The organism is Flavobacterium chilense (assembly GCF_001602525.1).
Lineage (GTDB): Bacteria > Bacteroidota > Bacteroidia > Flavobacteriales > Flavobacteriaceae > Flavobacterium > Flavobacterium chilense.
In genome coordinates, this window is sequence record NZ_LSYT01000001.1 from 660,436 (window position 1) to 684,352 (window position 23,917).

The following is a 23,917-nucleotide window of genomic DNA, read 5'->3' on the forward strand; positions in this document are numbered from 1 at the left end:
AACGGTCTATTATACTTACTTCCTCTTATCAGCCACAATCTCTACATTGGCAATATGATATGAAATTCCGCACCAATATTTTCTTCGGCTTTAGAGAAAATAATCCCCCTGTGGTTCTCTACAATTTTTTTTCCAATCGATAGTCCAATACCTGTGCCTATGTATATTTCATTGTTATGAAGCCTTTGAAAAATAGTGAAAATTTTATTTTCATATTCCTGGTTAAAACCTATTCCATTGTCTTTAACTATGATCTCACAATAAGCTAAACCCGCATCCAGATCCGGATGTGTTTTAACTTGTTTTAAAGTCAGTTTTTTGTACCTTATGTCTATTTTAGAAATTGAATTGTCTTTTTTATAAAATTTAATGGCGTTACTGATTAAGTTATAAAAAAGCTGATTCATTTGCAGCGGAATTGCATTGATAACGGGTAAATGCCCCACTTTTATTTTAAAATTGCGTTCCTGAATCAGCAGCTCAAAATCAATTAAAATATTGTCGATAACGGTATTCAAATCGGTGGCTATAAACTGCCTGTCAGGATTATCAAGGTAGGAATAGGCCAGTAAATCTTGAATAAGCGTATTCATTCTTATAGACGATTGGCTGATTTTTTCAAGCAGTAAAAGAGCCGGATCGGAAATTTTTTCCTCCATTTGCAAAAGCCTGCTGATAAACATCAGGATTTTACGCAGTGGTTCCTGCAAGTCATGGCTGGCCACATAAGCGTATTCCTGTAATTGATCATTGGCAGTGTGCAGATTTTTGACAGAGTTTTCTAATTCTTTGTTGGAAGTGAGCAAATCTATTGTACGCTGTTGAACTTCAAGTTCTAAACCATCAGACATTGCCTGTAATTTCTTTTCAATATTCCTGCGCTCGGTAATATCTTCAATAGCCAGTAAAATTAATTGTTTTTTACTGCTCTCGTAAGTAACTTGTCTGGCATTTAAAAGCAGGATACTTTCGCCATAAGGCAAAAGTTTTACTATTATTTCATAATCGTCAAGCTGCGTTTTTTGCTGAAGTATTTTTTCAAGCATTGCGCGCATTTGAATATCACCAAAAAGACAATTTTGGATTTCATATATGAGCTTATCTGCCGCTTCTTCTTTGGTAATATTATATTTTTTAGAAAATGCCCTGTTAATGTTTTTTATTCTAAGCTTGTTATCCAAAACTACTATCGGTTCACGAAGCGTGGCTACTATTGCATCTGTATAGTTTTTTGCAATATTAATTTCCAGCTGTTTGTTTAAAAGTTCCTGATTAATCTGCGATAGTTCTTCATTGCTGGATTGTAATTCTTCCTTAGATGTTTCCAATTCTTCATTCAGGCTTTGCAATTCCTCGCTTCCGCTTAATAATTCCTCATTGGCACTCTGCAGCTCTTCGTTAGAAGCTTCCTGTTCTTCACTAATAGCATTTACGTCATTGTGTATCTTTTCCAACTCTTTTTCAAGTTGTGCAATCCTTTTTAAATTCGCATCATTGCGGATTTCTTCCGCCGTCATATTGTTTGAGGATACTTCTGGCTGGATAGTGTTGGTTTTATAAAACAAGATTAAAAAGTAGGGCTCCGAAGTATCAGGCAGTGGCTGTACTTCAATGGTAACTTCACTTATAACTTCTTTTTTTTTAACCTGTATTCCTTCTTTTATCACAAGGGATCCCGTTTCTTTAGATTTATGCAAGGCATTACGAAGTTCAAAAGCCAATCCTTCGCGAACCATTTTAAGCAAACTAAAAGTGGGCTTGCCCTGTGAAAATTTGATAAAATCAGTAATATCTCCCATGATATGTAAAATATCCACCTGTTCATTTACTATGATACTCGCCGGTCTGTAATTCGAAAGCAAAATTGATTCCGCACTTTTTATAAAATCCTCTTTGATAATTTCTTTTTTGGGAAGTTCTGATTTAAAACTTTTAAGTTTATCAGTGGTTCCTGCTCCCCAGCGAGAATGTGCTGATCTTCCTGAAACCTCTTTTCTGGTATATATTTTTCCGGCTTTATCAAAAGGCTGAAAAAGTTCACCGGCGGGAATGGCAGTTTCTGATTTTCCCAAAAGCAAAAAACCGTTTTCTTTTAAGGCATAATGAAAAGTACTCAGAGATTTTTTCTGTAAAAATGCATCCATATAAATGAAAACATTGCGGCACGTAATCAAATCCATTCTGGCAAATGGAGGATCTGTCAGGAAATTATGAACGGCAAAAACGCATAAATCCCTAATTTGCCGTTTAATAGTATAACCATTGGTATTGGATGTAAAATATTTGGAAATCGTAGCCCCAGAAACATTATGCATCTGAGATTTTCTGTAAAATCCCGCCCTTGCCTTTGCAATAGCCACTTCTGAAATATCCGATGCAAAAATCTGGATTTCTTTTCCCTGAAGATTTTCTCCCAAAAATTCATGAAGGGCAATAGCCAGAGTGTAAGCTTCTTCACCTGTAGAGCATCCTGCAATCCAGATCCGTATTGCATTGCCTTCCGGCACCCTGCCTACTAATAAAGGGAAAACTTTTTCTTTTATAACCTGAAAAATTTTAACATCCCTGAAAAACTCCGTTACTGATATCAGCAGATCGTTAAATAAATCTTCAGAAGCCACTTTATCACCTCTCAAAACTTTAAGGTAGTCCCGAAGATTGATGATTTTATTTAATGCCATTCTTCTGGCAATACGCCGGCGTATGGTAGTTTGTTTATAATAGGCAAAATCAACCCCGCTGTGATGGTGCAGAATTTTAATAATTTCATGAAATGCGGCCTCATCGTTAAGTTCATAATCTTCCCCACTAATCGCTTTTGCTTTACAAATCTCAATTAATTTGGCTACTATCTTTACTGGTGATAATACGTAATCGACCACTCCGGCATTAATCGCATTCTGCGGCATTTCATTATAAGAAGCATCCATATCCTGGGCAAAAGTTATGCCTCCGTGTGCTTTGATCGATCCCAGGCCAATTGTCCCGTCAGATCCGTTTCCCGAGAGCAATACACCGCAGGCCAGATTCAGGTGGACCTCGGCCAATGAATTAAAAAATATATCGATCGCCTGATTTTTAGTGTCCTTAATGCGTGGACTCAGTTTGAGTACTCCATCAAAAGAAGTCAGTATTTTGTTTTCCGGAATAACATAAATGATATTAGGCGCCAAATGAACATCATCAGTAATTTCTATAATAGGTATTCTGGACACACGGGAAAGCAGTTCTGTAAGTATACTGTCATGCAGAGGATGTAAATGCTGTACAATTACATAAGCCATCTGAGAGTCATCAGGAATAGCTTCAATAAACTGTGTAAAAGCTTCAAGCCCTCCTGCCGAAGCTCCAATACCGACAATAGGAAAATCCTGGCGTGTAGCCTTAGGCAGAATGTTTTTTTTATGATACATGACTTGTAATTTAATTGTGTTGTAAAGAGTTTGCCATCAAGGAATAGGAATCTGAGTAAAAAATTCTTTTCAAACCTAAAGCGCAATGATAAAGGATTCGAATTTCGAATGTTTCAACCTTTCTTTCCAATCCATTTGGATGACCTTTTTTACCAATTTCTTCAAATCATTAAAATCAGTAGGCTTGACTACGTAGGCATTGGCACCCAATCTAAAAGTGTTTTTTACCCCCTCTTCGGATGCCGAAGTAGAATAAATGGCTATTACCGGAATATGCTTAAATAAAATATCTTCCCTAATTTGCTTCAATGTTTCAAAACCTGACATTACCGGCATATTAAGATCTAAAAAAATGATATCAGGAATAAAAAGACTGCTGTCATAAAGACGTTTTAAAAGTTCTAATCCATTTTGACAAAATTCAACAGGAAAATTAAGGTGAATATCCTGAACTGCGTCAGCAAAAAAATCCCTGTCATCCTGATCATCATCAGTGAGCAAAATACGTATATTCTCCTTATTATTCATTAGTTATCTCTCATTTACTTCAAATGTACGCTTTAATAAACGTTAATTATTTTATTACTGTTAAACAATAAATTAAAACGAAGCCACAATAAGAAGCAAGAGCCAAATATTATTTTGCCTTATCCCTCTCTTATCGTAAATATTATTAATCAAACTCTACAAAAATTTCATTCTCGACTTGCCAAACTCCAGCTGTATTCCAGGCTATCCTTTCAGCTTCTTCCTTATGAAACAAAGAACTTACAATACCACTAAGGAATATCGTTTTGCCGTCAACTCTAACTTTAATATTATCAATATCCATAATCCAGCTGCGTTTTAGCGCTTTCTCCACAATCTCCTTCTCCATCTGATTTTTTATTTCAGCTTCAATCACTATTTTATCAATAACACCTTTTACACCTTTCATGTAACGAATAGCATTATCTGCAGTCTTCCTTTGGAAATTCCAATGTAAAATTCCCTCAAGGGTTACCCATCCGTCTTGGACTGTAACTTTTAATTTGTGATTAGGTATAACCCATTTTTCTTCCAGTGCTTTAATAACTGAACTGGCAATATCTTTATCATTTCTTATAGCTGAGAAAGAAAGGTCTACTTTTATATCGTCTATAATCGCCTTGACCCCTGAGAGATCCTTAGTAATGTGTTCGGCTTCCTTTTTTTGATTATAATTATCGACAGTTCCTGCCAGAGTAACAATCCCTTGCTGAACACTAACCTCTATTTTATTAGATTCTAAAACAGGTTCCCATTTTATAGCTTCCATAACTTCTTTACGTAAAACATCGTTACTTTTTTTCATTAGATTTTTCATTATTATTTTCAACAGTAAGCATTGATATACTTATTTTTATAAGTATAATAATCCCTATATCGATAAGCAAAATTGACACATATTGATCCTAAAAAAAATGATTTCTATCAATCAAAAAAGTGATAAGAAACATTTAATATAGTAAAGCGACAGCCAGATTAGCGTATTGTAATCATTCAATTTAAATTAGAAAATATAATCTAAGCCCCAGGAAAATTCAAGAGAAATACCCTTATTGGGTTGTATTTACAACCTGAACTTTTGTGGGTACTTTTTCTATTGAGAGAAAAGAATTTAATAAAAGAAGAACTATAGCTACAAGAATGGCAAAAGTGGTCAACCCCACGCCTTGCATGTACCTTTTGCTTGCTTTTAATGTTGCTCTATTATTTTTATTGTAAGAAACCTTGTTTGCTTCGATTTCATAAAGCAATATATCTTCATATGATTTCTTTAGTAAGGCTTCATACTTTGTAACAGATAAAGCCTGATCTAATGGTTTACTTCTAAAAATACTAAGCATTAAAAGAATAGAACTGATAAAACATGCGATAGGTATGATCGTAATTAATTGGATACTTTGATTAGCCCCCTCTAAACTATTTAAGAAAAAAGGTATAAACAGTACAGTAAAACCAATAATGGTACCTGCATAAGAATGTTGCTGGCGATAGGAGTCTACTTGTTTTTCTATAACTTCTTTAGAATTCAGGGCTAGAAATTCTAAATATTGAAGGTTTTTTTCCATGTAAAATAATCTTAAGGTATTAAAGGCTGTAAAAAATCCTGTTGAAAATAACTTTCCAACAGGATTTAATGTATTGCTTTAAGATTGATCCAGTATCTGTTTCTTTTCGTTAAATTCTTTTATATCGATCTTTCCGCTGGCATAACGTTTTTTCAAAATATCAAGTGGCGTCTCTTTTAAGTTTCTTTGTCCCGGTATGTTATAAGGAACAGCAAATATCCAAAACAGAAGCAGTAGCCAGATAATCCACCATATAAAATTCATTCCCCAATAATAGTTTTCGTAGTGTATCATAGTGTTTATTTTACAAATAATAGATTAGATACAAAAGCCTCCGTATAGAAATCTCTTTTGTCAGGACAACTCAAACTGTTCTATTTTTTAATTTTATATCCCCAAATTTCAACATGGGCTTTGTCATCCTGGCGATTAGGCAGCGTTTTATAAACAAAAATAATTTTTTGAAGTTTGCGTTCACCTCCTGTTAAAGAGATCTTGTGGCTTTCACCATTGGCTTTAATTGGGCTGTTCACATTTACAGTTTGGTCATTTCCCTCACTAAAATGTAGTTTCAGGCTTATGATATCAATAGGCGTTTCCTTTACCACGAATTTAAGTTCTGTAAATTTGTTCTCCCCTATTACTAAAATTTCATCAGTGTCCTTTTTGAAATTAACTGTAGTCTCCCCAATCTTGTGCCAGCCTTCTTTAGTACTTGTCATCACTTCAACTTTTTGTGCCTGCAGCGTGTTGCTTGCCACTGTAATTATCAGTAACATGGCCATAGCTATCTTTTTCATATGTAATTGTTTTAAATTATCATACAAATCTCGGGGATAAATATTCATTTAGAAATGACTGCTGTCACTGCTTAAAATGATCCTTATCACTATCCATCCATGTGATTTAGGAGAATGCAAAATATTATCCTTTAAAGTTGTGGCTTTTATTATTAAATAAATACAGCATATTGTAACAGTAATCATCAACTGTTGCTTGTAACTTCATTACATGATTATTTATATATTATCAGAAATCTTTTAATGCATCTTCTAACTTATTTTTCTCCTGAAGATAGTCTTCTTTTAATGAGTCAATTGTATGCTGTAGAGCTGGATCATATTTTTCAATATGAATTGCAAACCCTCTAATATATTTTACTTTTTTTTTCAATTGATCAAGATGCTGTTGAGCTTCCCCAATACATGAATTAATGTACTCGCGCTCATCTGGCGGATGAGATTCCACTTCCTTTCGCTGCTGCTCTATAGTGAGCTTTGCCGAAGCCATTATACTATCTGATTCCCTATTCAATAAGAACCACTTTCTAACCATCCTATTACTGATTTCTGAAGTTTCAGATACACCACTCTCATTAGAACCTGTCCAATCCTTTTGTTGGCAGCAATATAACAGTGTGAGCATGACAATCAGCAAACTTAACTTTGTTTTCATCTGTTTATTCATTAAATTTTTCCTTTTATTAAATATTTAGAAGTGCTCTCTCTGAAGAATTTCAGTTCCCTCCAAAAATTAACTAGAACGCTGGAATTATAAATCGCAAAAAAGGCATTTGCAATTGATGTACAAGAAATTACTACAGGAATAAAAGTAGAATAAAAGGAAGTTCAGGAAAATGATATTTATCCATTTAATATGTGATACATAACATATAATTTATCTAGCTCTGACGTGTCGAATAATACATACAGATCGTCTGCATTAAAATATTCTGACCACCTAAATTGATTTAAAATGAAAAGTAAATTTTTAAATATTGTATTTCATTAATTCAATTATACAAGTAAAATAAAACCTGCAGTTGATACTATTTTTGGCACAAAAGTTAAGGCTGTATCTTTTTACTTTAAGTAAATAAAGTAAAACTATAAGATTACATTTTATGACAAAATCATATATAAAACTAAATACATTTTTGCTTCAATCCCCAACAGGACATCCAAACCAAATTCATAAAGCCAATAAAAGACAGCACCTACTTGTAGTAGTAATACAATCTCTTCAAATCTTCCATAAATTTTATAGAAATTTGTCCTGTTCCTGCCACAAACAAGCCAAAAGGCGCCAATTGAAGACAATTGGTGCCTTTTTTATACAACCTTTCTAATTTTTATTAGTTTAAAGAGCTGAAATATACTTTGTTTTATTATATCAGTATAAAAGCTCAGTGTACAGCAAAGCTGAAAGACAAGTCCCTGTGTTGAATAGAAAGACATCAATTGGGTTTGAACGTACATCTCTCCAACACAAAAAACAGGGCTCTTTGGCAGCCCTTAGCCCCGATAGCAGTGAAATCCTTTTATGCCGGGGTTCGGCATAAAAGATTCGAACGGATAGCGGGAAAAAGCTCCTAAAAAATAATACTATATACAATTGACCCGAGGCTGGGCACAAAAGATTGCTTCGCCAGTTCGCTTCGCTCGGGTGAAGCGGAAATCCTTTGTGGCGGGGTTCGCCGCAAAGATTCAAGCGTATAGCGGGAAAAGCTCCTAAAAAAAACAATTAATATAATATTGTCTATTTACAAAATTATCGATTCGTTCTGATTTCCATCTTTTTAATCCCTGTAGGATCTTATGTGCTCTAAGTAAGCTGATGCTTTAAAAAATATTCTATAATTTAAACCGTAAATTGTTTTTTTTTTTTGATTTAATATATTTTCTATTCTTTCACCTGTTTATAAACTTCAATTTTTCCTATTACGTCAAAATCCAAAGTATAATTAATAGGGAATTCATAATTTTCATCAATCAAGATTATCATTTCAGCCTGATAAATCGAATTACCCAAATTCAACTTTGGATTTTTGGATAAAATAAGATAATAGGGCAATGCACTTTGAGATAATTCATTATTGATCAGCATAGCAAAACCTTCTTTTGTGGTTTGCTCAACAAAATAAGAACCAGGAAAGTTAGGTTGATTCTTAGCTATAAAACGCTTAAAAAGTTCAAGGTCTGATTTGTTAAAAGAAAGCGCTTGTAAATTTAAATTGCTAAACTTATCAAGTTTAAACCATTTAATATTTACAATTAGCTTTTTAGAATCTAAGTTGTATTTAAAATAGGCCAGCTGCGTATTTATAGTATACATGGATAATATTTCTAATTAAATTACTACAGGATAAGTTTATTGGTAATGCTATACAATTGGACATGTAGTCCTATTAACAGCTGATAAATAAAAAATAAGGCGTTTTTTTAACAGTTGTTTTTATGCAATGGCTAATTTAGTGTGAATTGAAGTAAAAAAACAATCAAATTTAACATTTAGAACCATTCTAGTGAGTAGCAATAAACTTCCAGTAATAGCTTCATCGCTCTTTGTTTTTAAACAGCCTTTTATCTTTGTGCAGGTAAAACTTAAAAGTATTTTGGCAAGACTTAACTATTTACAACATTTCTAAACAACTAGTTACCTCAAATATTACAAGATTATTAGCTATATTTGAATTGTGAAAAAATACCTTTCCATATTATTTTTATCGGTCTACCTGCTTTCTATAACGCAGTTGGTAGAACTTATAAAGCTGCCTGTAATGGTAGAACATTATGTGGAACATAAAGAACAAAATCCTGCCTTAACAATTCTTGAGTTTTTATGCATTCATTATCAGGGACCAGATGTATTTGATGCCGATTATGCTAAGGATATGAAACTGCCTTTTAAATCGCACACCAATATCAGTGCTGTTGTATTTTATCCGTTGATACAAGAATACAAAACAATACAAAAAGTGAATTTTACGTATAAAAAACAAAATTTATATACGTATTCTTTTGCCTATTCATCTATTTCCCTTTCCTCTATCTGGCAGCCACCCAGAGACTGTTAATCGTTTTTTATCGGCTTAAAACTTTCACGTCGAATGGGGCGTGTTTTTGCTATTCCTTATTTTTTTATAACGACGATTAACAAAACAAACTTATGCTTACTAAAATAATTGAGTTTTGTCTAAGCAATAAACTCATCGCAGGGCTTTTTATAATTGCCCCCGATTGGTCTATGAACAGCAATGCCAACAGGAACAAAATCGGGCTTAGCTAATGCGTTTTCTTGATGAAAATGGAGAACAAAGAAGAATCGAAAATTAATACTTTAAAACAAAAAATTATGAACGGAGCACATTATCATTTAGTATTAAACCACTTGCCTATTATTATACCCATTGTAGGTTTATTGGTACTCATAGGCGGATTTATAGTGAAATCTGAAATTGTAAAAAGAACAGCTTACTGTATTTTTATACTGGGAGCAATTACGGCATTTGCAGCAATAGCAACAGGCGAAGGCGCCGAACATGTGGTAAAACAAATTGAGGGAACCTCTAAAAGTTTAATCCATGAACATGAAGAAAAAGCAGAGGTGTTTGCTTTATTATCCTATGCATTGGGCATAGGTTCTATAGCCGCTTTATGGAGCAATTGGAAAAAGAAATTGTATGCTAATTATATTGCATTGGCTATACTGGTGTACTGCCTGACAGTTTTATACTTTGGTCAGCAAACGGGCACTACAGGCGGGGAAATCAGACATTCTGAAATTAGATAATTTCTAACTGATTATTTCATAAAATATTTACGAATCTAAAATAGTATTATAAAATTCCGAATCACTCTACGGGTTTTAACCCATTGTTTTACAGTAAGGTTGATTTGATTTTATAATAAAAAAACAAATATTTTTAATATGGGTGTAATTCTCAATGAGGCAAAACTTCATACTATACTGGAAGAAATAGATTTAGGTATTAACAAACTTAACGACCAAAAAATAATAGCCTTTTTCAATTTTTTAGGATTAAAAGACCGTGAGGATATCCCTAAGAATTTTCTTGATTGGCAAACAATACTTGTTGTATTGCCTGATCGTAATACTTTACAGGAAATCAGAGCCTATAAAACTTTAATATCCAGAATAACATTCCTTACAAATACCAATGCAGAACAAATTCATATTTATGATATCAATGAGTGGAAAAGCGCTACACAAAACAAAACAGCATTACAAATAAGACAGTTTCTAAAAACTAATTTTGGAGGTGCTGAAAAAATCTCTAAAAGTCCGGACTGGGTTAAACTAAAATAAATTAGAATTATGGAGACTGAAGTTCATTATATTAACAGAAGCGGATGGCTCAGGGCAGCTGTCCTGGGTGCAAACGACGGAATTTTATCGACCACCAGTTTAGCGATTGGTGTTGCGGCGGCGAGTGTAACCAGAGAACCTATTTTGCTTGCGGCAGTAGCCGGTTTAGTGGCCGGTGCTCTTTCCATGGCGGCAGGCGAATATGTATCGGTAAGTTCTCAATCTGACATAGAAACAGCTGATTTAAAAAGAGAAAAAAATGCACTCGATACCTTGCCCGAAGAAGAACTGGAAGAACTCACCGATATTTACATTCAAAGAGGTTTAAATAAAGAACTGGCCAGGCAGGTTGCTGTCGAATTAACGGCTCATGATGCCCTTGAAGCCCATGCGCGGGATGAACTCGGAATTAATGAAATCACACAGGCCAATCCTTTAACTGCAGCTTTTGCATCGGCCATATCCTTTATCATTGGAGGTTTATTGCCGCTTTTGGTGGCTATTTTTGCTCCTATCAAAGAAATGGTTTTTTATCAATATGGCTTCTCCATACTCTTTTTGGCATTATCGGGAATACTTGCCGCTAAAGCAGGAGGTTCACATACTTTTAAAGCAGTATTGCGTATCTGTATCTGGGGCACGTTTGCCATGGCAGCCTCGGCATTGGTGGGCTATATTTTTGGTGTCCAGACTGCTTAGAAAATAGTTTTTTTGATTTAAAATTTAATCGAATCTTAAGCAAGCAAAAAAAATAAGATACCCAACAATTCGTTATTTCGTATATACCTAAAAACAAATCCGTAAAATGAAACTAATTACATTATTCCTTTTAATGACAGTGCTTCCCATCAACTGGGAACCTGACTTTACTAATGCCAAAAAAGTGGCAAAGGAAAAGCACGAATTAATTCTACTCAACTTCTCCGGTTCAGACTGGTGCGGGCCTTGTATCGTGACGCGCAGAGACTATCTGGAAAATCAGGCTTTCACAGATATGGCAAATGCAAATCTGGTACTCGTTAATGCTGATTTTCCACGAAAGAAGAAAAACATTGGAACTCCCCAGCAAGTAAAGCGAAACGAGGATTTAGCCGAAATTTACAATAAAGAAGGAAGTTTCCCCCTAACCCTGCTTCTTGATGCTGATGGTAAAGTACTTAAAGCCTGGCACGGAAAACCAGAAACTACTCCTGAGCAGTGGACTGCCGAAATAAAAGCAATCTGTGATAGCAAAAAGTAACATACTGAAAAAACAGAAGTATTCCGAGTCCCTAAAACTCATGGGAAACAACTTTACTATAACTGTTGTGGCCGAAAATGAGAAAACAGGAAAGGAGAATATTAATCTTGCTATTGAAGAAATCAGACGCATCGAAAGACTTTTGACTACGTATAAAGACGACAGTCAAACCAATCTGATTAATGAAAATGCAGGAATTAAACCTGTAAAAGTAGATCTGGAAGTTTTTAATCTTATCGAAAGATGTATCGGGATTTCAAGAATTACACAAGGGGCTTTTGATATTTCTTATGGAAGTATCGACAAAAGTCTATGGAATTTTGATAAGGCAATGACCCAATTACCAGATGCTGAAACGGCGCTCAAAATGGTACATCTTATTGATTACAGAAATATCATTTTAGACCCGGAACATACAACCGTATTTTTAAAAGAAAAAGGAATGAGGATTGGTTTTGGCGGCATTGGAAAAGGATATGCCGCTGAAATGGCAAAACAAATACTTTTAAATCATAATGTGCAGAGCGGCATTATTAATGCAAGCGGCGATCTTTCGGCCTGGGGATTACAGCCAGACGGTAGAAAATGGACAATTGGCGTAGCCGATCCTAATTCGCCAAATGCAGCATTCTCTTATATGGAAATTTCCAATAAAGCAGTGGCAACATCTGGAAATTATGAAAAGTTCGTAACTATTAACGGCAAAAAATATTCGCATACCATTGACCCAAAAACAGGACTTCCGATAACCGGAATTAAAAGTGTCACCATTATCGCTTCAAACGCAGAATTTGCAGATGCAATGGCAACACCAATAGCGGTTATGGGTATTAAAGCAGGCTTGTTTTTAATAGATCAGATAGCAGATCTATATTGTATTATCATCGACGACAGCAATAAAATTTACACTTCTAAAAACATTAACCTGAAATGAAAAAGCCAAAACAAAAAGCGCTCGTACTGTTATGCAGCATTGCTTTTACGGGCATTCTACTCACCTCCTGCACATCGGTAAAAGAATACCAGAAAGGAAAAATCAACGATTCTGAAATGGTACTTTCTAATAGGAAAATAGAAAAAACAGAACTTAGTTTTCAATCCTACCGTGAAGGAGCTTCCGGAGCAAATTCAGGAAAAAGCGGCGGCGGCTGTGGTTGTAACTAATTTTCATACCATTAAAAAATGAAAAGAATATTCATAACAGGATTTGCCTTACTGGCATTATTTCAGGTAAGAGCACAAAATGTTCCTACCGATTCCACAGCTTACAAAAGCAGAAAATTAAAATTGGAAGAGGTAAATCTGGTTTCCAGTTATTATAAACAAGACGGAAACAATTCTGCTGTTACAGGAGGAATTGGTTCTGAACATCTTACCGATATAGCCAATACCATAGATGTTAAACTGGTAAAATATGGCGAAACCGGAATTAAACATACTTTTGATATTGAAGCCGGTATTGACCACTATACCTCTGCCTCATCAGATATGATTGATTTGAGTGCCAATTCATCTGCATCTTCTTCAGACAATCGCTTCTACCCTTCTTTGACGTATCTGAGAGAAAATGAAGCGAAAGGAAGAACACTCGGAATTGGCGTTTCGTCATCTACCGAATTTGATTACCAGTCTTTTGGAGGAAACATTAGTTTTTCACAAAAAACAAAAGACAGAAATGGAGAATTTACGGCCAAATTCCAAACCTTTCTCGATCAATTGAAATTAATTGAACCCGTTGAACTTCGTCCTCCGGGTCAGGAAGGTTACGGAAGTGCGAACCGAAATACTTTTGCAGGAACCTTAAGCTATTCTCAGGTTGTAAACAAAAATCTTCAGGTAATGCTTGTAGGTGATGTTATCAGTCAAAACGGTTATTTAAGCCTTCCGTTTCACAGGGTTTATTTTGCAGACGGATCAGTGCATCAGGAAAAAATGCCCGATACAAGACTCAAAATTCCACTGGGAATCAGAGCCAGTTATTTTTTCGGAGATAATGTAATTATTCGCGCCTATTACCGATATTATACTGATGATTGGAGTTTAAAAGCACATACCGCTGATCTTGAAATTCCTGTAAAATTAACGCAGGCATTTTCAGTGAGCCCGTTTTACAGGTATTATACACAAACTGGCACGAAGTATTTTAAACCGTATGGAGAACATACGGCAGCCGATGAATACTACACCAGCAACTATGATTTGTCTAAGTTCGACAGCAGTTTCTTTGGAATGGGAATGAAATTTACTCCCCTTAATGGAATTTTTGGTCTTAAACACTGGAATACCTTAGAGATACGTTATGGACATTATACAAGGACTACTAATATGACATCTGATATTATAAGTATCAACATTAAATACAAATAGTTAAAAACTTAATTCAAAATTACATTGATTAAAAAACCACCAAAGTCGTTTTGACGATGGTGGTTTATAATTTTAGATAATCAGTGCTTTTTTGTTTAGAAATCATTTTATTCAGGAATTGAACAAACTTTCAAAAAGAACTGTGGTAATTTTGATCTATTAGGAAATTGGAAGGGATACTCTCATAAAAAAAAATAAAGTTAGAAATAAATTTACATCAATCCCCAACAGGACGTCTAAACCAAATTCATAAAGCCACTCAAAGTCATGCCCTACCAGTAGTAAGCCAATCTCTTCAAATCTTCCATAAATTTTGTTGAAATTTGTCCCGTAGAGATCACTACAGCCAAAAGGCGCCAATTGAAGACAATTGGCGCCTTTTTTTTATATCCTATAAAATAAGTTTGTTTGACTCGTTTGCTTTTATTTTCTTTTTTCAGTTCAAAATAAAATAACGAAGCAAACTGCACGAGAATACGTAATTATATAAAAAAATAAAACAAATTTAAAATTTACAGGTGCGATAACTTAATAGGATTTGAACCAAGAATACAGCAGAAATTAAGTTTATATTATCCTACTTGTTTTAAAAATAGATAATGAAATTTTTTTGATGGATTGATAAGCTAGCTTTAAAATAGTTTTTTTTTAACAAATATAGATCCAAGTATATATTAACAAACTAAACTTTACTATTGCAAATCACCTAACTATCATTACTTTTACATACTAAATCTATAGGATATAAGAAGTATGATGATAACAACAGTAGTAAAAAAAAATCACTTATTCTTTTTTTTGCTTGTATTTATAATCAAAATAAATGCCCAACAAACAGATAGTCTGTCTCAGCAGTTCTCAATGAATATAGAAATTAGGCCAAGAGCAGAATACACTTCTAATTATATTCTTCCGCCCAACGATTCAATCGATCCTTATTTTTACATTACACAGAGAAATAGAATTTCTATGCTATATGCAAGAGAAAAATGGCTTGTTAAATCTGATTTGCAGGAAATTCATCTTTGGGATCAAAACAATAAAGCTTCTAAAGTGGGAAGTATCAACTTTTATCAACTTTTTCTGGAAACTAAATTTAAATCAATAAATGTCCGTTTAGGGAGACAAAGTATTTTATTAGATAATGGCAGATTGTTTTCTGATGCTCCGTGGGCACAGCAGGGAAGGGCTCACGAAGGGGTTCGAATAATGAAATCATCAAAATATTTTTCTAATGACTTCTTCTTTTTATTTACCCGAAAGTATGCTAATGAATTTGATCCTGCCTATTCTCCGGTGGCATCAAATAAATACAAATACATGTTAGCAAATAATTTTAGCTATAATTCTTTTAAAGAATTTTCTTTTAATTCAATTAATGTTATTGATTTTTTAAAAAATACAACCTCAGACGAAATGTATACACGCGTCACTGCAGGTGGAAGGATTGAATTTAGAAAAAAGAATTGGTATTACACACTTAACTCTTATTTGCAATTTGGAAATAATCTTAAAGGTCAAAAAGTACTAGCCTATTATCTTCAGCCCGAAATTCGATTAACTCTTCGAAAATTAATCTGGCGATTGGGCGCTGAAATAATTAGTGGAAGCAGTTCTTCATTATCTAAAAACGAGTCGGGTGATTTTGATGTCTTATACGGCGTAACCTGGAAGTTTAATGGAAACATGAATGTTTTTACACGTTTCCCTACTGATGTTGGCGGAAAAGGTTTAATAAATCCTTATTTATTTACTACGATACCAATAAATACTAAACTATCACTGCGATCTGATTTTCATCTTTTTTATACCCAATACCCCTTGCTGAATAATTTAGGTAATGAAAAATCAAAATTCCTTGGATTTGAAAATGATGTTTCGCTAAAATATATACCTGTCAAAGAGTTAGAAATAAATTACGCCTTTTCATTTTACAAATCAACAGGCTCAATGAAATATCTTCCAAAGATACAAGATGAAAATAAGTTGGCGCTGTGGAGTTATCTAATGATATCTTATTCTTTTAATTCAGTAAATATGAAACGCTATAAAAATAGCAGCAGGTAATTCAAACTTTTTCAACATTTTACTCTAAAGTTTTGTGGTAAAAACGTGGCAGAAGATGTTTGAATTTGCCTTTAAATATGCTACAAAAGTTAATGCAGTTTGTATTACTTCAAATAAATTATTCAATAACTTTTTCAATCAATCCCCAACAGGACATCCAAACCAAAATACTAAAGACATCAAAAGACAGCCACTACCAGTAGTAAGCCAATCTCTTTAAATCCTCCAAAAATTTTATAGTAATTTGTCCTCTTGGGGTCACAAAATTAAAATCCCATTTCCTAACGAAATGGGATTTTTTTTATTTTAAAACACAGGTTTTAATTCAAAAAATGGCTTTATCTTTAAGCCTTTAGAAAATTGATATTCGTTATGGAACAGAAAATACATCAGGGAAGAAACGTAAAACGTTTTAGAGAAATGCTTAACATAAAGCAGGAAGCATTAGCTTATGATCTGGGCGAAGACTGGAACCAGAAGAAAATTTCTATGCTGGAGCAGAAAGATGTAATTGAAGAAAATCTGCTGAAACAAATTTCGGCTGTATTAAAAATTCCTGTTGAAGCTTTTCAGAATTTTGATGAAGAGCAAGCGATAAATATTATTTCTAATACTTTTGATAATGGAGCTTTTTTAAACACTGGTCATAATGCAACATTTAATGTTAATCCGATCGAAAAATTGATCCAACTTCACGAAGAAAAAATTGCGTTATATGAGCATATGTTGAAAGAGAAAGATGAGATGATGGTGAGACTTGAGAAATTGATTAATAAATAGTTATTTATAAAGATATAATAATTTAAAAAGAGACTTTATAGTCTCTTTTTTGTTGAGAGTTTTTCTATATTATTTTAGCTGTAAAATAAAAGTAATCAGATGCGCCAAACTTATTTTATTTCTTTCCTATTCTTTTTAATTGTAAACACTTTTTATTCACAAAGTAATGATTTATCCGTTTCAGACTTCAAAGGAAAGGTAAAAACCGTAATCACTTACTTAAATAATGAAAGAGAAAAAAGCATTTCTTATAATGAAGATGGAAATGTAATAGATTATGTTGGCAGTCTTTAATATTCAAAATCACATACTTTTTATAAAAAAATCTTACTAACTTATTTCGTGGGCGGTATTACCCGATGATCCTAATTTTAAATCACCTCTATACTTTACTTCGCTTTCCTTAATAAACGCAATAGTTTCTTCTCTAAAATTCGTTGAAATCTCATTTGAACCCCATTCAATAAGAGCTTCTATACTTTTTTTTGTAGAACTCTTTTTCACTTCTGACAATTTATCTTGCCAATGTCCTAATGATTCGAGCATCTCTAGAGTAACGCTTTTTTTACTTTCATTTATAGAACTTGCAGGTTGTAAAGTACTAAAAGGCAATCCCCATACAATATAAATATTTTCATCTCTTTTCCCTAGAGTAGTTAACAGTGCACTTTGTAACGCCACTGATATATTTTCACCCAATAAATTGTTATAAAATAGTTCTGCTGTTTGTTTAGCAACATTATTATCAATGTCCCACAGTGTTCCAATATAACATCGGACGCCAACTGATAAAAAGGAATCAGCAAAATCAGACCATGACCAACAGGTATTATTAAAAATAATAGGACAATGTGATATCGACATTACATTAAACATAGCCTGATAAATAGAATCCGAACATTTTATAGCACATGAATCGTGTATTACTTCCTTATAAGTTCTATTTTTAGTAGTGCGTTCAGCCAACTCATTTATCATATCTGATATGATATAATGTGGGATCTTTTTTTTCTCAAACTCTTTACTTTTCCAAATAACACCATCAAATTTTCTCCAAATATTTTTTGAATGAACATCTACAGTTTTTAAACCTTTCTTAAAAGCAAAACCAATAACTTCTTCATATTCAATTACATGCTTCTCACCATTTCGATCTACAAATTCTTCAATAATTGAGTGACCATGGATTTCTCCTCCATGACTGCATATATGAAGCAAGTCAAATGGATATTGTTTTACATGGTAATCTATATTGTAAAGACTCGCATCATTACCAATTAATTCTTTGACATAAAAATTTCCATTTTGCAGCATTTTGATAACATGGCCAGTTTCTTCATCCTTAAACTCTTGTGGGGAAAAAACTATAGCAGAATTTGCATTAGAGTTTGTTTCAAAATAAATGTTATTGAAAATAAAAAAATCTGGATTAAAATTTAAATGGACATGTGTAATGGGAATAACATTATTTAATATAAGGGAATACGGTCCGCCTTGTGTAAAAAAAGTAGCATATTGATAATTTTTAAAATCTATGTCTTGAATGTTATTATACAGTTCTGCACTTAAATCATTGAATGAATTATTATCCCCATCTTTCCAATTTTTAATTAAATTCTTAATATCTATATGATTAACTTTCAAGGGAGGGATTAATTCTACCTGCGAATTGACTGATAAAGCGTAATTTACAGCAATAACTGTAGAAACTCTTTCTATAGTTTCAACAATAACAAGCCCATCTTTTTTAGGATTGATCTCTACAAATCTTGGTGAAGTATTATCAATTTTAAGAATTAAGTTATTTGATACAGCATAAGGGAGCGCTTTCAATAAATCATCTTCTCTGCAACTCAAAAAATTGTTTTTATCAACTATTGAACTTAAAAATATCTCAGCTTCATAAACATTATTGATTTCGATCACATTATAGTCATCCAAAAATGTTAAATAAGACTTTTGATCACTATTTATATTTCCTAAAATTAAATATTTACAGCCGCCTGCTCTTTTTATTGCATTATGAACCTTGATATTAAACACATACGACCTCCTTCTGGTAATTGAATGTTCATCAACTTTCTCTTCATTATATTCTTCATTTTCAATTGTAGTAAATGGGAATTCAAACATTGGAAGATATGTATTTTTTCTGGTAATATAGCTTAATATTACTACAGCTAAATGACCACTCTCACCATCTACTATAAAAGAAAAATCAGTATTGAAATCAGGAACTTTAATATTTAGCATAAAAAAAATATAGTTTAGCAATAACAAAAATAATTTACTTTTCTTTAAGAACCTGATACTAAAAGCAAAGAAAATTATTATTTTGTGAATCTACTATTATAAAGACAAAATCTTAAAAAAACAAACTTAGCTATTTACTTAAATTAGTTATCAACCCCGACCGCTCGGATTTATAATCCGTGCACGCAAAGTATATCTTAACCATTAAAAAAAAATATAATTTTTATTAATACAGGAACGGGCACGGAAAGAATTTTCGCACTATCGTTGCGCATATCTGAGCAATCGAGGTCTCATCCAATCTCCACCTCCACTTTGACCTTTCTCTTCTTCATCTCTGATTCAATGAAAGTGTAAATTTATGAACCCATAATTGTTACTATAAATAATTAATCATGACAATAAAAGTAAAGTATTTTTAATATTGTAGTATTTTTATTTACTTTTGAATCGTATCAACATTTAACTATTACAGCAATAATTACCAATTAAAACTATTAAAATTCACACTACTAACTACCAAAACCTCACAAAAAAATCATGAATTTCATAAAATCAATTCGCTATACTTCAGCAAATCGGTATCAAAAGGTACTATTTCAATTTCTATTTTAGAATCCACAATCTTGCTTACTTAAAAAACAAATTACAAAACCAGTGCATTTTATTTCTATTTTTCAAAAAATAGAATAGAATAATAATGCCTTTTTTTCAAAAAAAAACACAACCAATTAATGAGACAAACAATTCTATTATTATGTTGCTTTCTTTTTTTATCAAATATTTTACAGGCACAAAAATCAGGTACAGTTAAAGGATATGTAACAGATACCATAAACAAATCTACTTTAACCAAAGCATCAGTCTCTTTGTTAAGAGCAAAAGATTCTGTTTTAGTAAAATTTACACGAGCTAAAGAAAATGGTTCTTTTGAGTTGAATAATATTAAAGCCGGTAAATTTATTTTACTGGTTTCTTATCCTAAATATGCAGATTTTGTAGATCAATTTGCTATTGATTCCACAAAATTGATCAAAGATTATGGCAAAATTAATTTGGAAGATAAAGGGAAAATACTATCCGAAATAATTATAAAAGGCAATAGAGCCGCCATGAAAATCAAAGGAGATACGTTAGAATTTGATCCAAAAGCATTTAAAATAGAACCTAATGCAAAGGTGGAAGATCTGATAAAACAATTCCCTGGAATACAAATTGACAAGGATGGAAAAATAACCGCTCAAGGCGAAACTGTAACCAAAGTTTTGGTTGATGGTGAAGAATTTTTTGGTGATGATCCTACTTTAGTTACAAAAAATCTACGTGCGGACATGGTTGATAAAGTACAATTGTACGACAAAAAAAGTGATCAGGCTGCTTTTACAGGGATTGATGATGGTCAGAAAACCAAAACGCTGAATGTTAAACTTAAAGAAGACAAAAAAAATGGTCATTTCGGGAAAGTAGAACTCGGAGGAGGAACTGATAATTTTTACAAAGGTCAGGCTATGTTTAATAAGTTTTGGGATAAGAAAAAATTAGCAGCTTATGGCATTTTAGGCAACACAGGACAAGTAGGATTAGGATGGGGAGATAAAGATAGATACGGCCCAAGCAGCTATCAGGTAAATGATGACGGCGGTATTAATATTTCAAACAATGGAAATGATGAATTTGACAGTTGGGATGGACAATTTAATGGTGAAGGAATTCCGGTAGTTCAAACTGGAGGAATACATTTTGACAATAAATGGAACAACGATAAAGAATCTATCAATGCAAATTACAAAATTGGCGATATCAAACTTTCAGGAAATCGCAATGATATTAACCAGCAAAATTTAAGTTCCAGCAGCATTTATAATACTTCAGACAAGAGTTTTGAAAAAAACATGACTAAAAATAAACTTGATCTGGCTTATGAAATTAAAATTGATACTACTTTAACGTTAAAATTAAATATAGACGGATTGTTTAAAAAGAGTAATTCAAGTGAATCAGAAATGCGAAAAGGTACTGACGAACAAGGTAACCAATTGAATAATTTGAAACAGACAAATACAAACGATGTTGATGATAAAACGTTTAATATAAATACTTTATTAACCAAAAGATTTAAAAAAAAGGGGCGAACATTATCTCTTAATTTAAACCAATCAAGTTCAAATAGCAAAAGTGATGGTTATTTAAATTCTCGAGCTGAATTTTTTACACCATCCGTAATTAGTCCGGATAGTACTAAAGTAGTCGATCAAAATAAAGTTAATAATATTACCAATACAGCTTTTAAATCAAATTTAATCTATACAGAACCGTTGTCTAAAAGTTTATCTTTAATTCTTAATTACGGATTCAATATAAGTAACGGAAAATCTGATCGTAAATCTTTTAATCAATCTCCGGATGGGAATTATAATGTTCTCGATTCAGTCTTTAGTAATAATTATGAACTAGACCAAACAATAAACCAACTTGGAGCTATTTTTAATTATAAAAAAAACAAAACTGTTTTTTCTTTTGGTTCTAAATTTAGCGGCGTCAACTTTAAACAGTACAATGTTTATACAGATGAAAATTTTACGCGAAAATTTGTCAACTACATGCCTCAGATAAACTATCAATACAATTTTAAACAAAGAGAAGCGCTGCGTTTGTCATATAACGGAAACACCGATCAGCCAACTTTAGAACAAATACAACCGATACGAAACAATCAAAACCAATTGAATACGATTTTGGGTAATCCGGATTTAGATCCTTCTTTTAGAAATAATTTCAGAGGAAGTTATTATTCGTATAAAGTACTTAGCAATCAATATTTTTCGGTTAATGCAACGTACAATTTTACGGTAAATCCAATAATAAGTAATGTGGTTACAAATGACAGAGGAGAAAGTATTTCTCAATTTGTAAACCTAAAAGACAAAGCTGCAACAGGTTATTTTTTGAATACTAATTTTGGGAAAACAATGAAAGCTATAGACATGAACGCAGGAATTGGTTTAAGTGCTAACAAAAATGTAAACTATAATTACATCAATACAAAACTGAATCAAACTAAAAATTCAAGTTATTCCTTTAATCTAAACTTATCAAAGTATAAAGAAAAAAAATACAATTTTAATGCTAGCTTCGGACCTACTTACAACGTTGCTAATGCAAGCATCAACGAAAATAGTGATAGCGATGGCTGGGGTTTTAATGGAAATTTCTGGAGCAGTGTAGAATTACCTTTCAAACTAGAAATTAGTACCGATGGTAATTATCAATATAATGGAAAAACGCAGGTGATTCAGGAATCTTTTGAACGTTTTATCTGGAATGCATCTGTCACCAAGAAATTTTTAAAAGGAGATAATTTAAGAGTTTCTATAACGGGAAGAGATCTTTTGAACCAAAATGTAGGATTTAATCGTTCTGCATTCAATGGAAATATTAACCAAAGTACCTATACAACTATCAAAAGATATTTTATGTTCTCTGTAAGCTGGGATTTTAGCAAAATGGGCGGAGGAGAAATTAAACGAAACTAAAACCATGAAAACAATACTAAATCGCATCTTAATTTTAATAATTGTACAGACAAGCTGCAATACTTTTGCACAAAATGATCACTTTGTACAAAATGGCGTAATCGAATTTGAGAAAAAATCGAATATGTATGCTTTGATTGCAAAAAAAATAAAAGGAGAAACTGATAGTTATTATCAGGCTGCTTTTGAAAGTTATAAAAAAAACAATTCACAATTTAAAACTACAAAAAGCATTCTCAGTTTTTCAAAAAACAAGAGTTTATACAAATGGGAAGAAACAAATCAATCAGCAAGCAACAGTTGGATTGCTGACGATGCAATGGCTAATTTAAAAAATGTTATCGCCACAGATCTGGATACCCAAACCAGTATTACCCAAAAAAATGTTTATGACGATTTATACTTAGTTAAAGACAGCTTGCGTAAAATTGACTGGAAAATTACCGATGAAACAAGAGATATTGCAGGTTATGAATGTCGCAGAGCAAATGCTATAGTTCTCGATTCTGTTTATGTTGTTGCCTATTATACTATTCAAATTCCATTTTCAGGTGGCCCAGAATCTTTTACAGGATTACCAGGAACAATTTTAGGATTGGCCCTGCCACATGAAAACATGACATGGTTTGCCACAAAAGTTACTGAAATTCCAGTATCCGAAAAAGATCTAGCTCCTCCTGCAAAAGGTAAGCCTACTGACAATAAAGAGCTAAACAAAACACTTTTGGAAGCTTTAAAAAATTGGGGAAAATGGGCAAGAAAGACATTACAAGCCTACTCTTTGTAACAAGCGTATGTTGAAAGAGAAAAATGAAATGATGACGAGGCTTGAAAAACTGAATTAATAAATAATTATTATAAAAGATATATTATTCAATAAAAAAGAGACTTACAAAGTCTCTTTTTTATTTCTAAGCATTACGTAAAATATAAATATAAAAAACTTGACAATCTGAGATTAGAAAAGATGCTATTGGATTAAATAAATTTTTAAAGAAAAATTAGCTTAATTACCAAACAGACGAAGCAATACATCGAAATTTGGTACAATAAAGAAAGAAG

Annotated in this window: 23 protein-coding genes; 14 read left to right on the forward strand and 9 right to left on the reverse strand. The window is 32.7% G+C overall.

The window, feature by feature from the left end; translation table 11 throughout:
* Positions 1-41: 41 nt before the first annotated feature.
* The 8 genes from A4F88_RS02790 to A4F88_RS02825 all read right to left on the reverse strand — a co-directional run bounded on the left by A4F88_RS02790 (position 42) and on the right by A4F88_RS02825 (position 8,620).
* A complete protein-coding gene (locus A4F88_RS02790; protein WP_068841001.1) occupies positions 42-3,413 on the reverse strand; it encodes a CheR family methyltransferase in 3,372 nt (1,123 codons plus the stop codon).
* A gap of 75 nt (positions 3,414-3,488) precedes the next feature.
* Positions 3,489-3,941: a response regulator gene (locus A4F88_RS02795; RefSeq protein WP_068841002.1), complete on the reverse strand. Its 453-nt coding sequence runs from the start codon at positions 3,939-3,941 to the stop codon at positions 3,489-3,491.
* Positions 3,942-4,086: 145 nt separating this feature from the next.
* The gene (locus tag A4F88_RS02800; RefSeq protein ID WP_068841445.1) at positions 4,087-4,746 is read right to left on the reverse strand and encodes a BON domain-containing protein; all 660 of its coding nucleotides are present in this window, start codon (positions 4,744-4,746) and stop codon (positions 4,087-4,089) included.
* A 244-nt stretch (positions 4,747-4,990) separates the two neighbouring features.
* A complete protein-coding gene (locus A4F88_RS02805; RefSeq protein ID WP_068841003.1) occupies positions 4,991-5,506 on the reverse strand; it encodes a hypothetical protein in 516 nt (171 codons plus the stop codon).
* A gap of 78 nt (positions 5,507-5,584) precedes the next feature.
* Positions 5,585-5,800 carry an SHOCT domain-containing protein gene (locus A4F88_RS02810; RefSeq protein ID WP_068841004.1) on the reverse strand — a complete coding sequence of 72 codons (216 nt, stop codon included), beginning with the start codon at positions 5,798-5,800 and terminating at the stop codon, positions 5,585-5,587.
* 80 nt (positions 5,801-5,880) lie between these two features.
* The gene (locus A4F88_RS02815; protein ID WP_068841005.1) at positions 5,881-6,306 is read right to left on the reverse strand and encodes a hypothetical protein; all 426 of its coding nucleotides are present in this window, start codon (positions 6,304-6,306) and stop codon (positions 5,881-5,883) included.
* A gap of 229 nt (positions 6,307-6,535) precedes the next feature.
* Positions 6,536-6,961 carry a hypothetical protein gene (locus A4F88_RS02820; protein ID WP_143154985.1) on the reverse strand — a complete coding sequence of 142 codons (426 nt, stop codon included), beginning with the start codon at positions 6,959-6,961 and terminating at the stop codon, positions 6,536-6,538.
* Between the two features lie 1,227 nt (positions 6,962-8,188).
* Complete coding sequence (locus tag A4F88_RS02825; RefSeq protein WP_068841007.1) at positions 8,189-8,620, reverse strand: hypothetical protein; 432 nt, start codon at positions 8,618-8,620, stop codon at positions 8,189-8,191.
* 361 nt (positions 8,621-8,981) lie between these two features.
* On the opposite strand from A4F88_RS02825, the gene A4F88_RS02830 reads away from it, so the two are divergent.
* From A4F88_RS02830 to A4F88_RS02885, 12 genes are all read left to right on the forward strand, one after another.
* Positions 8,982-9,362, forward strand: a complete 381-nt coding sequence (locus A4F88_RS02830; RefSeq protein ID WP_068841008.1) for a hypothetical protein — start codon at positions 8,982-8,984, stop codon at positions 9,360-9,362.
* A gap of 278 nt (positions 9,363-9,640) precedes the next feature.
* The gene (locus tag A4F88_RS02835; protein ID WP_068841446.1) at positions 9,641-10,078 is read left to right on the forward strand and encodes a hypothetical protein; all 438 of its coding nucleotides are present in this window, start codon (positions 9,641-9,643) and stop codon (positions 10,076-10,078) included.
* Positions 10,079-10,216: 138 nt separating this feature from the next.
* A complete protein-coding gene (locus tag A4F88_RS02840) occupies positions 10,217-10,615 on the forward strand; it encodes a hypothetical protein (protein WP_068841009.1) in 399 nt (132 codons plus the stop codon).
* Between the two features lie 9 nt (positions 10,616-10,624).
* The gene (locus A4F88_RS02845; protein WP_068841010.1) at positions 10,625-11,314 is read left to right on the forward strand and encodes a VIT1/CCC1 transporter family protein; all 690 of its coding nucleotides are present in this window, start codon (positions 10,625-10,627) and stop codon (positions 11,312-11,314) included.
* A gap of 106 nt (positions 11,315-11,420) precedes the next feature.
* Positions 11,421-11,855 carry a thioredoxin family protein gene (locus A4F88_RS02850; protein ID WP_068841011.1) on the forward strand — a complete coding sequence of 145 codons (435 nt, stop codon included), beginning with the start codon at positions 11,421-11,423 and terminating at the stop codon, positions 11,853-11,855.
* 40 nt (positions 11,856-11,895) lie between these two features.
* The gene (locus tag A4F88_RS02855) at positions 11,896-12,789 is read left to right on the forward strand and encodes an FAD:protein FMN transferase (RefSeq protein WP_068841012.1); all 894 of its coding nucleotides are present in this window, start codon (positions 11,896-11,898) and stop codon (positions 12,787-12,789) included.
* Positions 12,786-13,019 carry a DUF4266 domain-containing protein gene (locus A4F88_RS02860; RefSeq protein WP_056191669.1) on the forward strand — a complete coding sequence of 78 codons (234 nt, stop codon included), beginning with the start codon at positions 12,786-12,788 and terminating at the stop codon, positions 13,017-13,019. The genes A4F88_RS02855 and A4F88_RS02860 overlap by 4 nt, the downstream gene beginning before the upstream one ends.
* 18 nt (positions 13,020-13,037) lie before the next feature.
* Positions 13,038-14,222 (forward strand): DUF3570 domain-containing protein, encoded by a 1,185-nt coding sequence (locus A4F88_RS02865; RefSeq protein WP_068841013.1) that lies wholly within the window; start codon positions 13,038-13,040, stop codon positions 14,220-14,222.
* A gap of 861 nt (positions 14,223-15,083) precedes the next feature.
* The gene (locus A4F88_RS02875; protein WP_068841447.1) at positions 15,084-16,289 is read left to right on the forward strand and encodes a hypothetical protein; all 1,206 of its coding nucleotides are present in this window, start codon (positions 15,084-15,086) and stop codon (positions 16,287-16,289) included.
* A gap of 55 nt (positions 16,290-16,344) precedes the next feature.
* On the forward strand, positions 16,345-16,509 hold the full coding sequence (locus tag A4F88_RS25325; protein ID WP_156062650.1) for a hypothetical protein: 165 nt from the start codon (positions 16,345-16,347) through the stop codon (positions 16,507-16,509).
* 152 nt (positions 16,510-16,661) lie between these two features.
* A complete protein-coding gene (locus A4F88_RS02880) occupies positions 16,662-17,069 on the forward strand; it encodes a helix-turn-helix domain-containing protein (protein ID WP_068841015.1) in 408 nt (135 codons plus the stop codon).
* A gap of 99 nt (positions 17,070-17,168) precedes the next feature.
* Complete coding sequence (locus tag A4F88_RS02885; RefSeq protein WP_068841016.1) at positions 17,169-17,363, forward strand: hypothetical protein; 195 nt, start codon at positions 17,169-17,171, stop codon at positions 17,361-17,363.
* Positions 17,364-17,399: 36 nt separating this feature from the next.
* Here the strand turns inward: A4F88_RS02885 and A4F88_RS02890 are convergent, their stop codons facing one another.
* Positions 17,400-19,322, reverse strand: coding sequence for a CHAT domain-containing protein (locus tag A4F88_RS02890; RefSeq protein ID WP_068841017.1), 1,923 nt, complete (start codon positions 19,320-19,322; stop codon positions 17,400-17,402).
* A gap of 734 nt (positions 19,323-20,056) precedes the next feature.
* On the opposite strand from A4F88_RS02890, the gene A4F88_RS02895 reads away from it, so the two are divergent.
* The gene (locus tag A4F88_RS02895) at positions 20,057-22,855 is read left to right on the forward strand and encodes an outer membrane beta-barrel family protein (RefSeq protein ID WP_068841018.1); all 2,799 of its coding nucleotides are present in this window, start codon (positions 20,057-20,059) and stop codon (positions 22,853-22,855) included.
* Positions 22,856-22,859: 4 nt separating this feature from the next.
* Positions 22,860-23,642 (forward strand): GLPGLI family protein, encoded by a 783-nt coding sequence (locus A4F88_RS02900; RefSeq protein WP_068841019.1) that lies wholly within the window; start codon positions 22,860-22,862, stop codon positions 23,640-23,642.
* Positions 23,643-23,917: the final 275 nt, after the last annotated feature.

Coding starts and splice junctions, on each gene's coding strand:
- A4F88_RS02790 (WP_068841001.1), bottom strand. CDS start 3,413: ATGTATCATAAAAAAAACATTCTGCCTAAGGCTACACGCCAGGATTTT.
- A4F88_RS02795 (WP_068841002.1), bottom strand. CDS start 3,941: ATGAATAATAAGGAGAATATACGTATTTTGCTCACTGATGATGATCAG.
- A4F88_RS02800 (WP_068841445.1), bottom strand. CDS start 4,746: ATGAAAAAAAGTAACGATGTTTTACGTAAAGAAGTTATGGAAGCTATA.
- A4F88_RS02805 (WP_068841003.1), bottom strand. CDS start 5,506: ATGGAAAAAAACCTTCAATATTTAGAATTTCTAGCCCTGAATTCTAAA.
- A4F88_RS02810 (WP_068841004.1), bottom strand. CDS start 5,800: ATGATACACTACGAAAACTATTATTGGGGAATGAATTTTATATGGTGG.
- A4F88_RS02815 (WP_068841005.1), bottom strand. CDS start 6,306: ATGAAAAAGATAGCTATGGCCATGTTACTGATAATTACAGTGGCAAGC.
- A4F88_RS02820 (WP_143154985.1), bottom strand. CDS start 6,961: ATGAAAACAAAGTTAAGTTTGCTGATTGTCATGCTCACACTGTTATAT.
- A4F88_RS02825 (WP_068841007.1), bottom strand. CDS start 8,620: ATGTATACTATAAATACGCAGCTGGCCTATTTTAAATACAACTTAGAT.
- A4F88_RS02835 (WP_068841446.1), top strand. CDS start 9,641: ATGAACGGAGCACATTATCATTTAGTATTAAACCACTTGCCTATTATT.
- A4F88_RS02840 (WP_068841009.1), top strand. CDS start 10,217: ATGGGTGTAATTCTCAATGAGGCAAAACTTCATACTATACTGGAAGAA.
- A4F88_RS02845 (WP_068841010.1), top strand. CDS start 10,625: ATGGAGACTGAAGTTCATTATATTAACAGAAGCGGATGGCTCAGGGCA.
- A4F88_RS02850 (WP_068841011.1), top strand. CDS start 11,421: ATGAAACTAATTACATTATTCCTTTTAATGACAGTGCTTCCCATCAAC.
- A4F88_RS02855 (WP_068841012.1), top strand. CDS start 11,896: ATGGGAAACAACTTTACTATAACTGTTGTGGCCGAAAATGAGAAAACA.
- A4F88_RS02860 (WP_056191669.1), top strand. CDS start 12,786: ATGAAAAAGCCAAAACAAAAAGCGCTCGTACTGTTATGCAGCATTGCT.
- A4F88_RS02865 (WP_068841013.1), top strand. CDS start 13,038: ATGAAAAGAATATTCATAACAGGATTTGCCTTACTGGCATTATTTCAG.
- A4F88_RS02875 (WP_068841447.1), top strand. CDS start 15,084: ATGAATATAGAAATTAGGCCAAGAGCAGAATACACTTCTAATTATATT.
- A4F88_RS25325 (WP_156062650.1), top strand. CDS start 16,345: ATGTTTGAATTTGCCTTTAAATATGCTACAAAAGTTAATGCAGTTTGT.
- A4F88_RS02880 (WP_068841015.1), top strand. CDS start 16,662: ATGGAACAGAAAATACATCAGGGAAGAAACGTAAAACGTTTTAGAGAA.
- A4F88_RS02885 (WP_068841016.1), top strand. CDS start 17,169: ATGCGCCAAACTTATTTTATTTCTTTCCTATTCTTTTTAATTGTAAAC.
- A4F88_RS02890 (WP_068841017.1), bottom strand. CDS start 19,322: ATGCTAAATATTAAAGTTCCTGATTTCAATACTGATTTTTCTTTTATA.
- A4F88_RS02895 (WP_068841018.1), top strand. CDS start 20,057: ATGAGACAAACAATTCTATTATTATGTTGCTTTCTTTTTTTATCAAAT.
- A4F88_RS02900 (WP_068841019.1), top strand. CDS start 22,860: ATGAAAACAATACTAAATCGCATCTTAATTTTAATAATTGTACAGACA.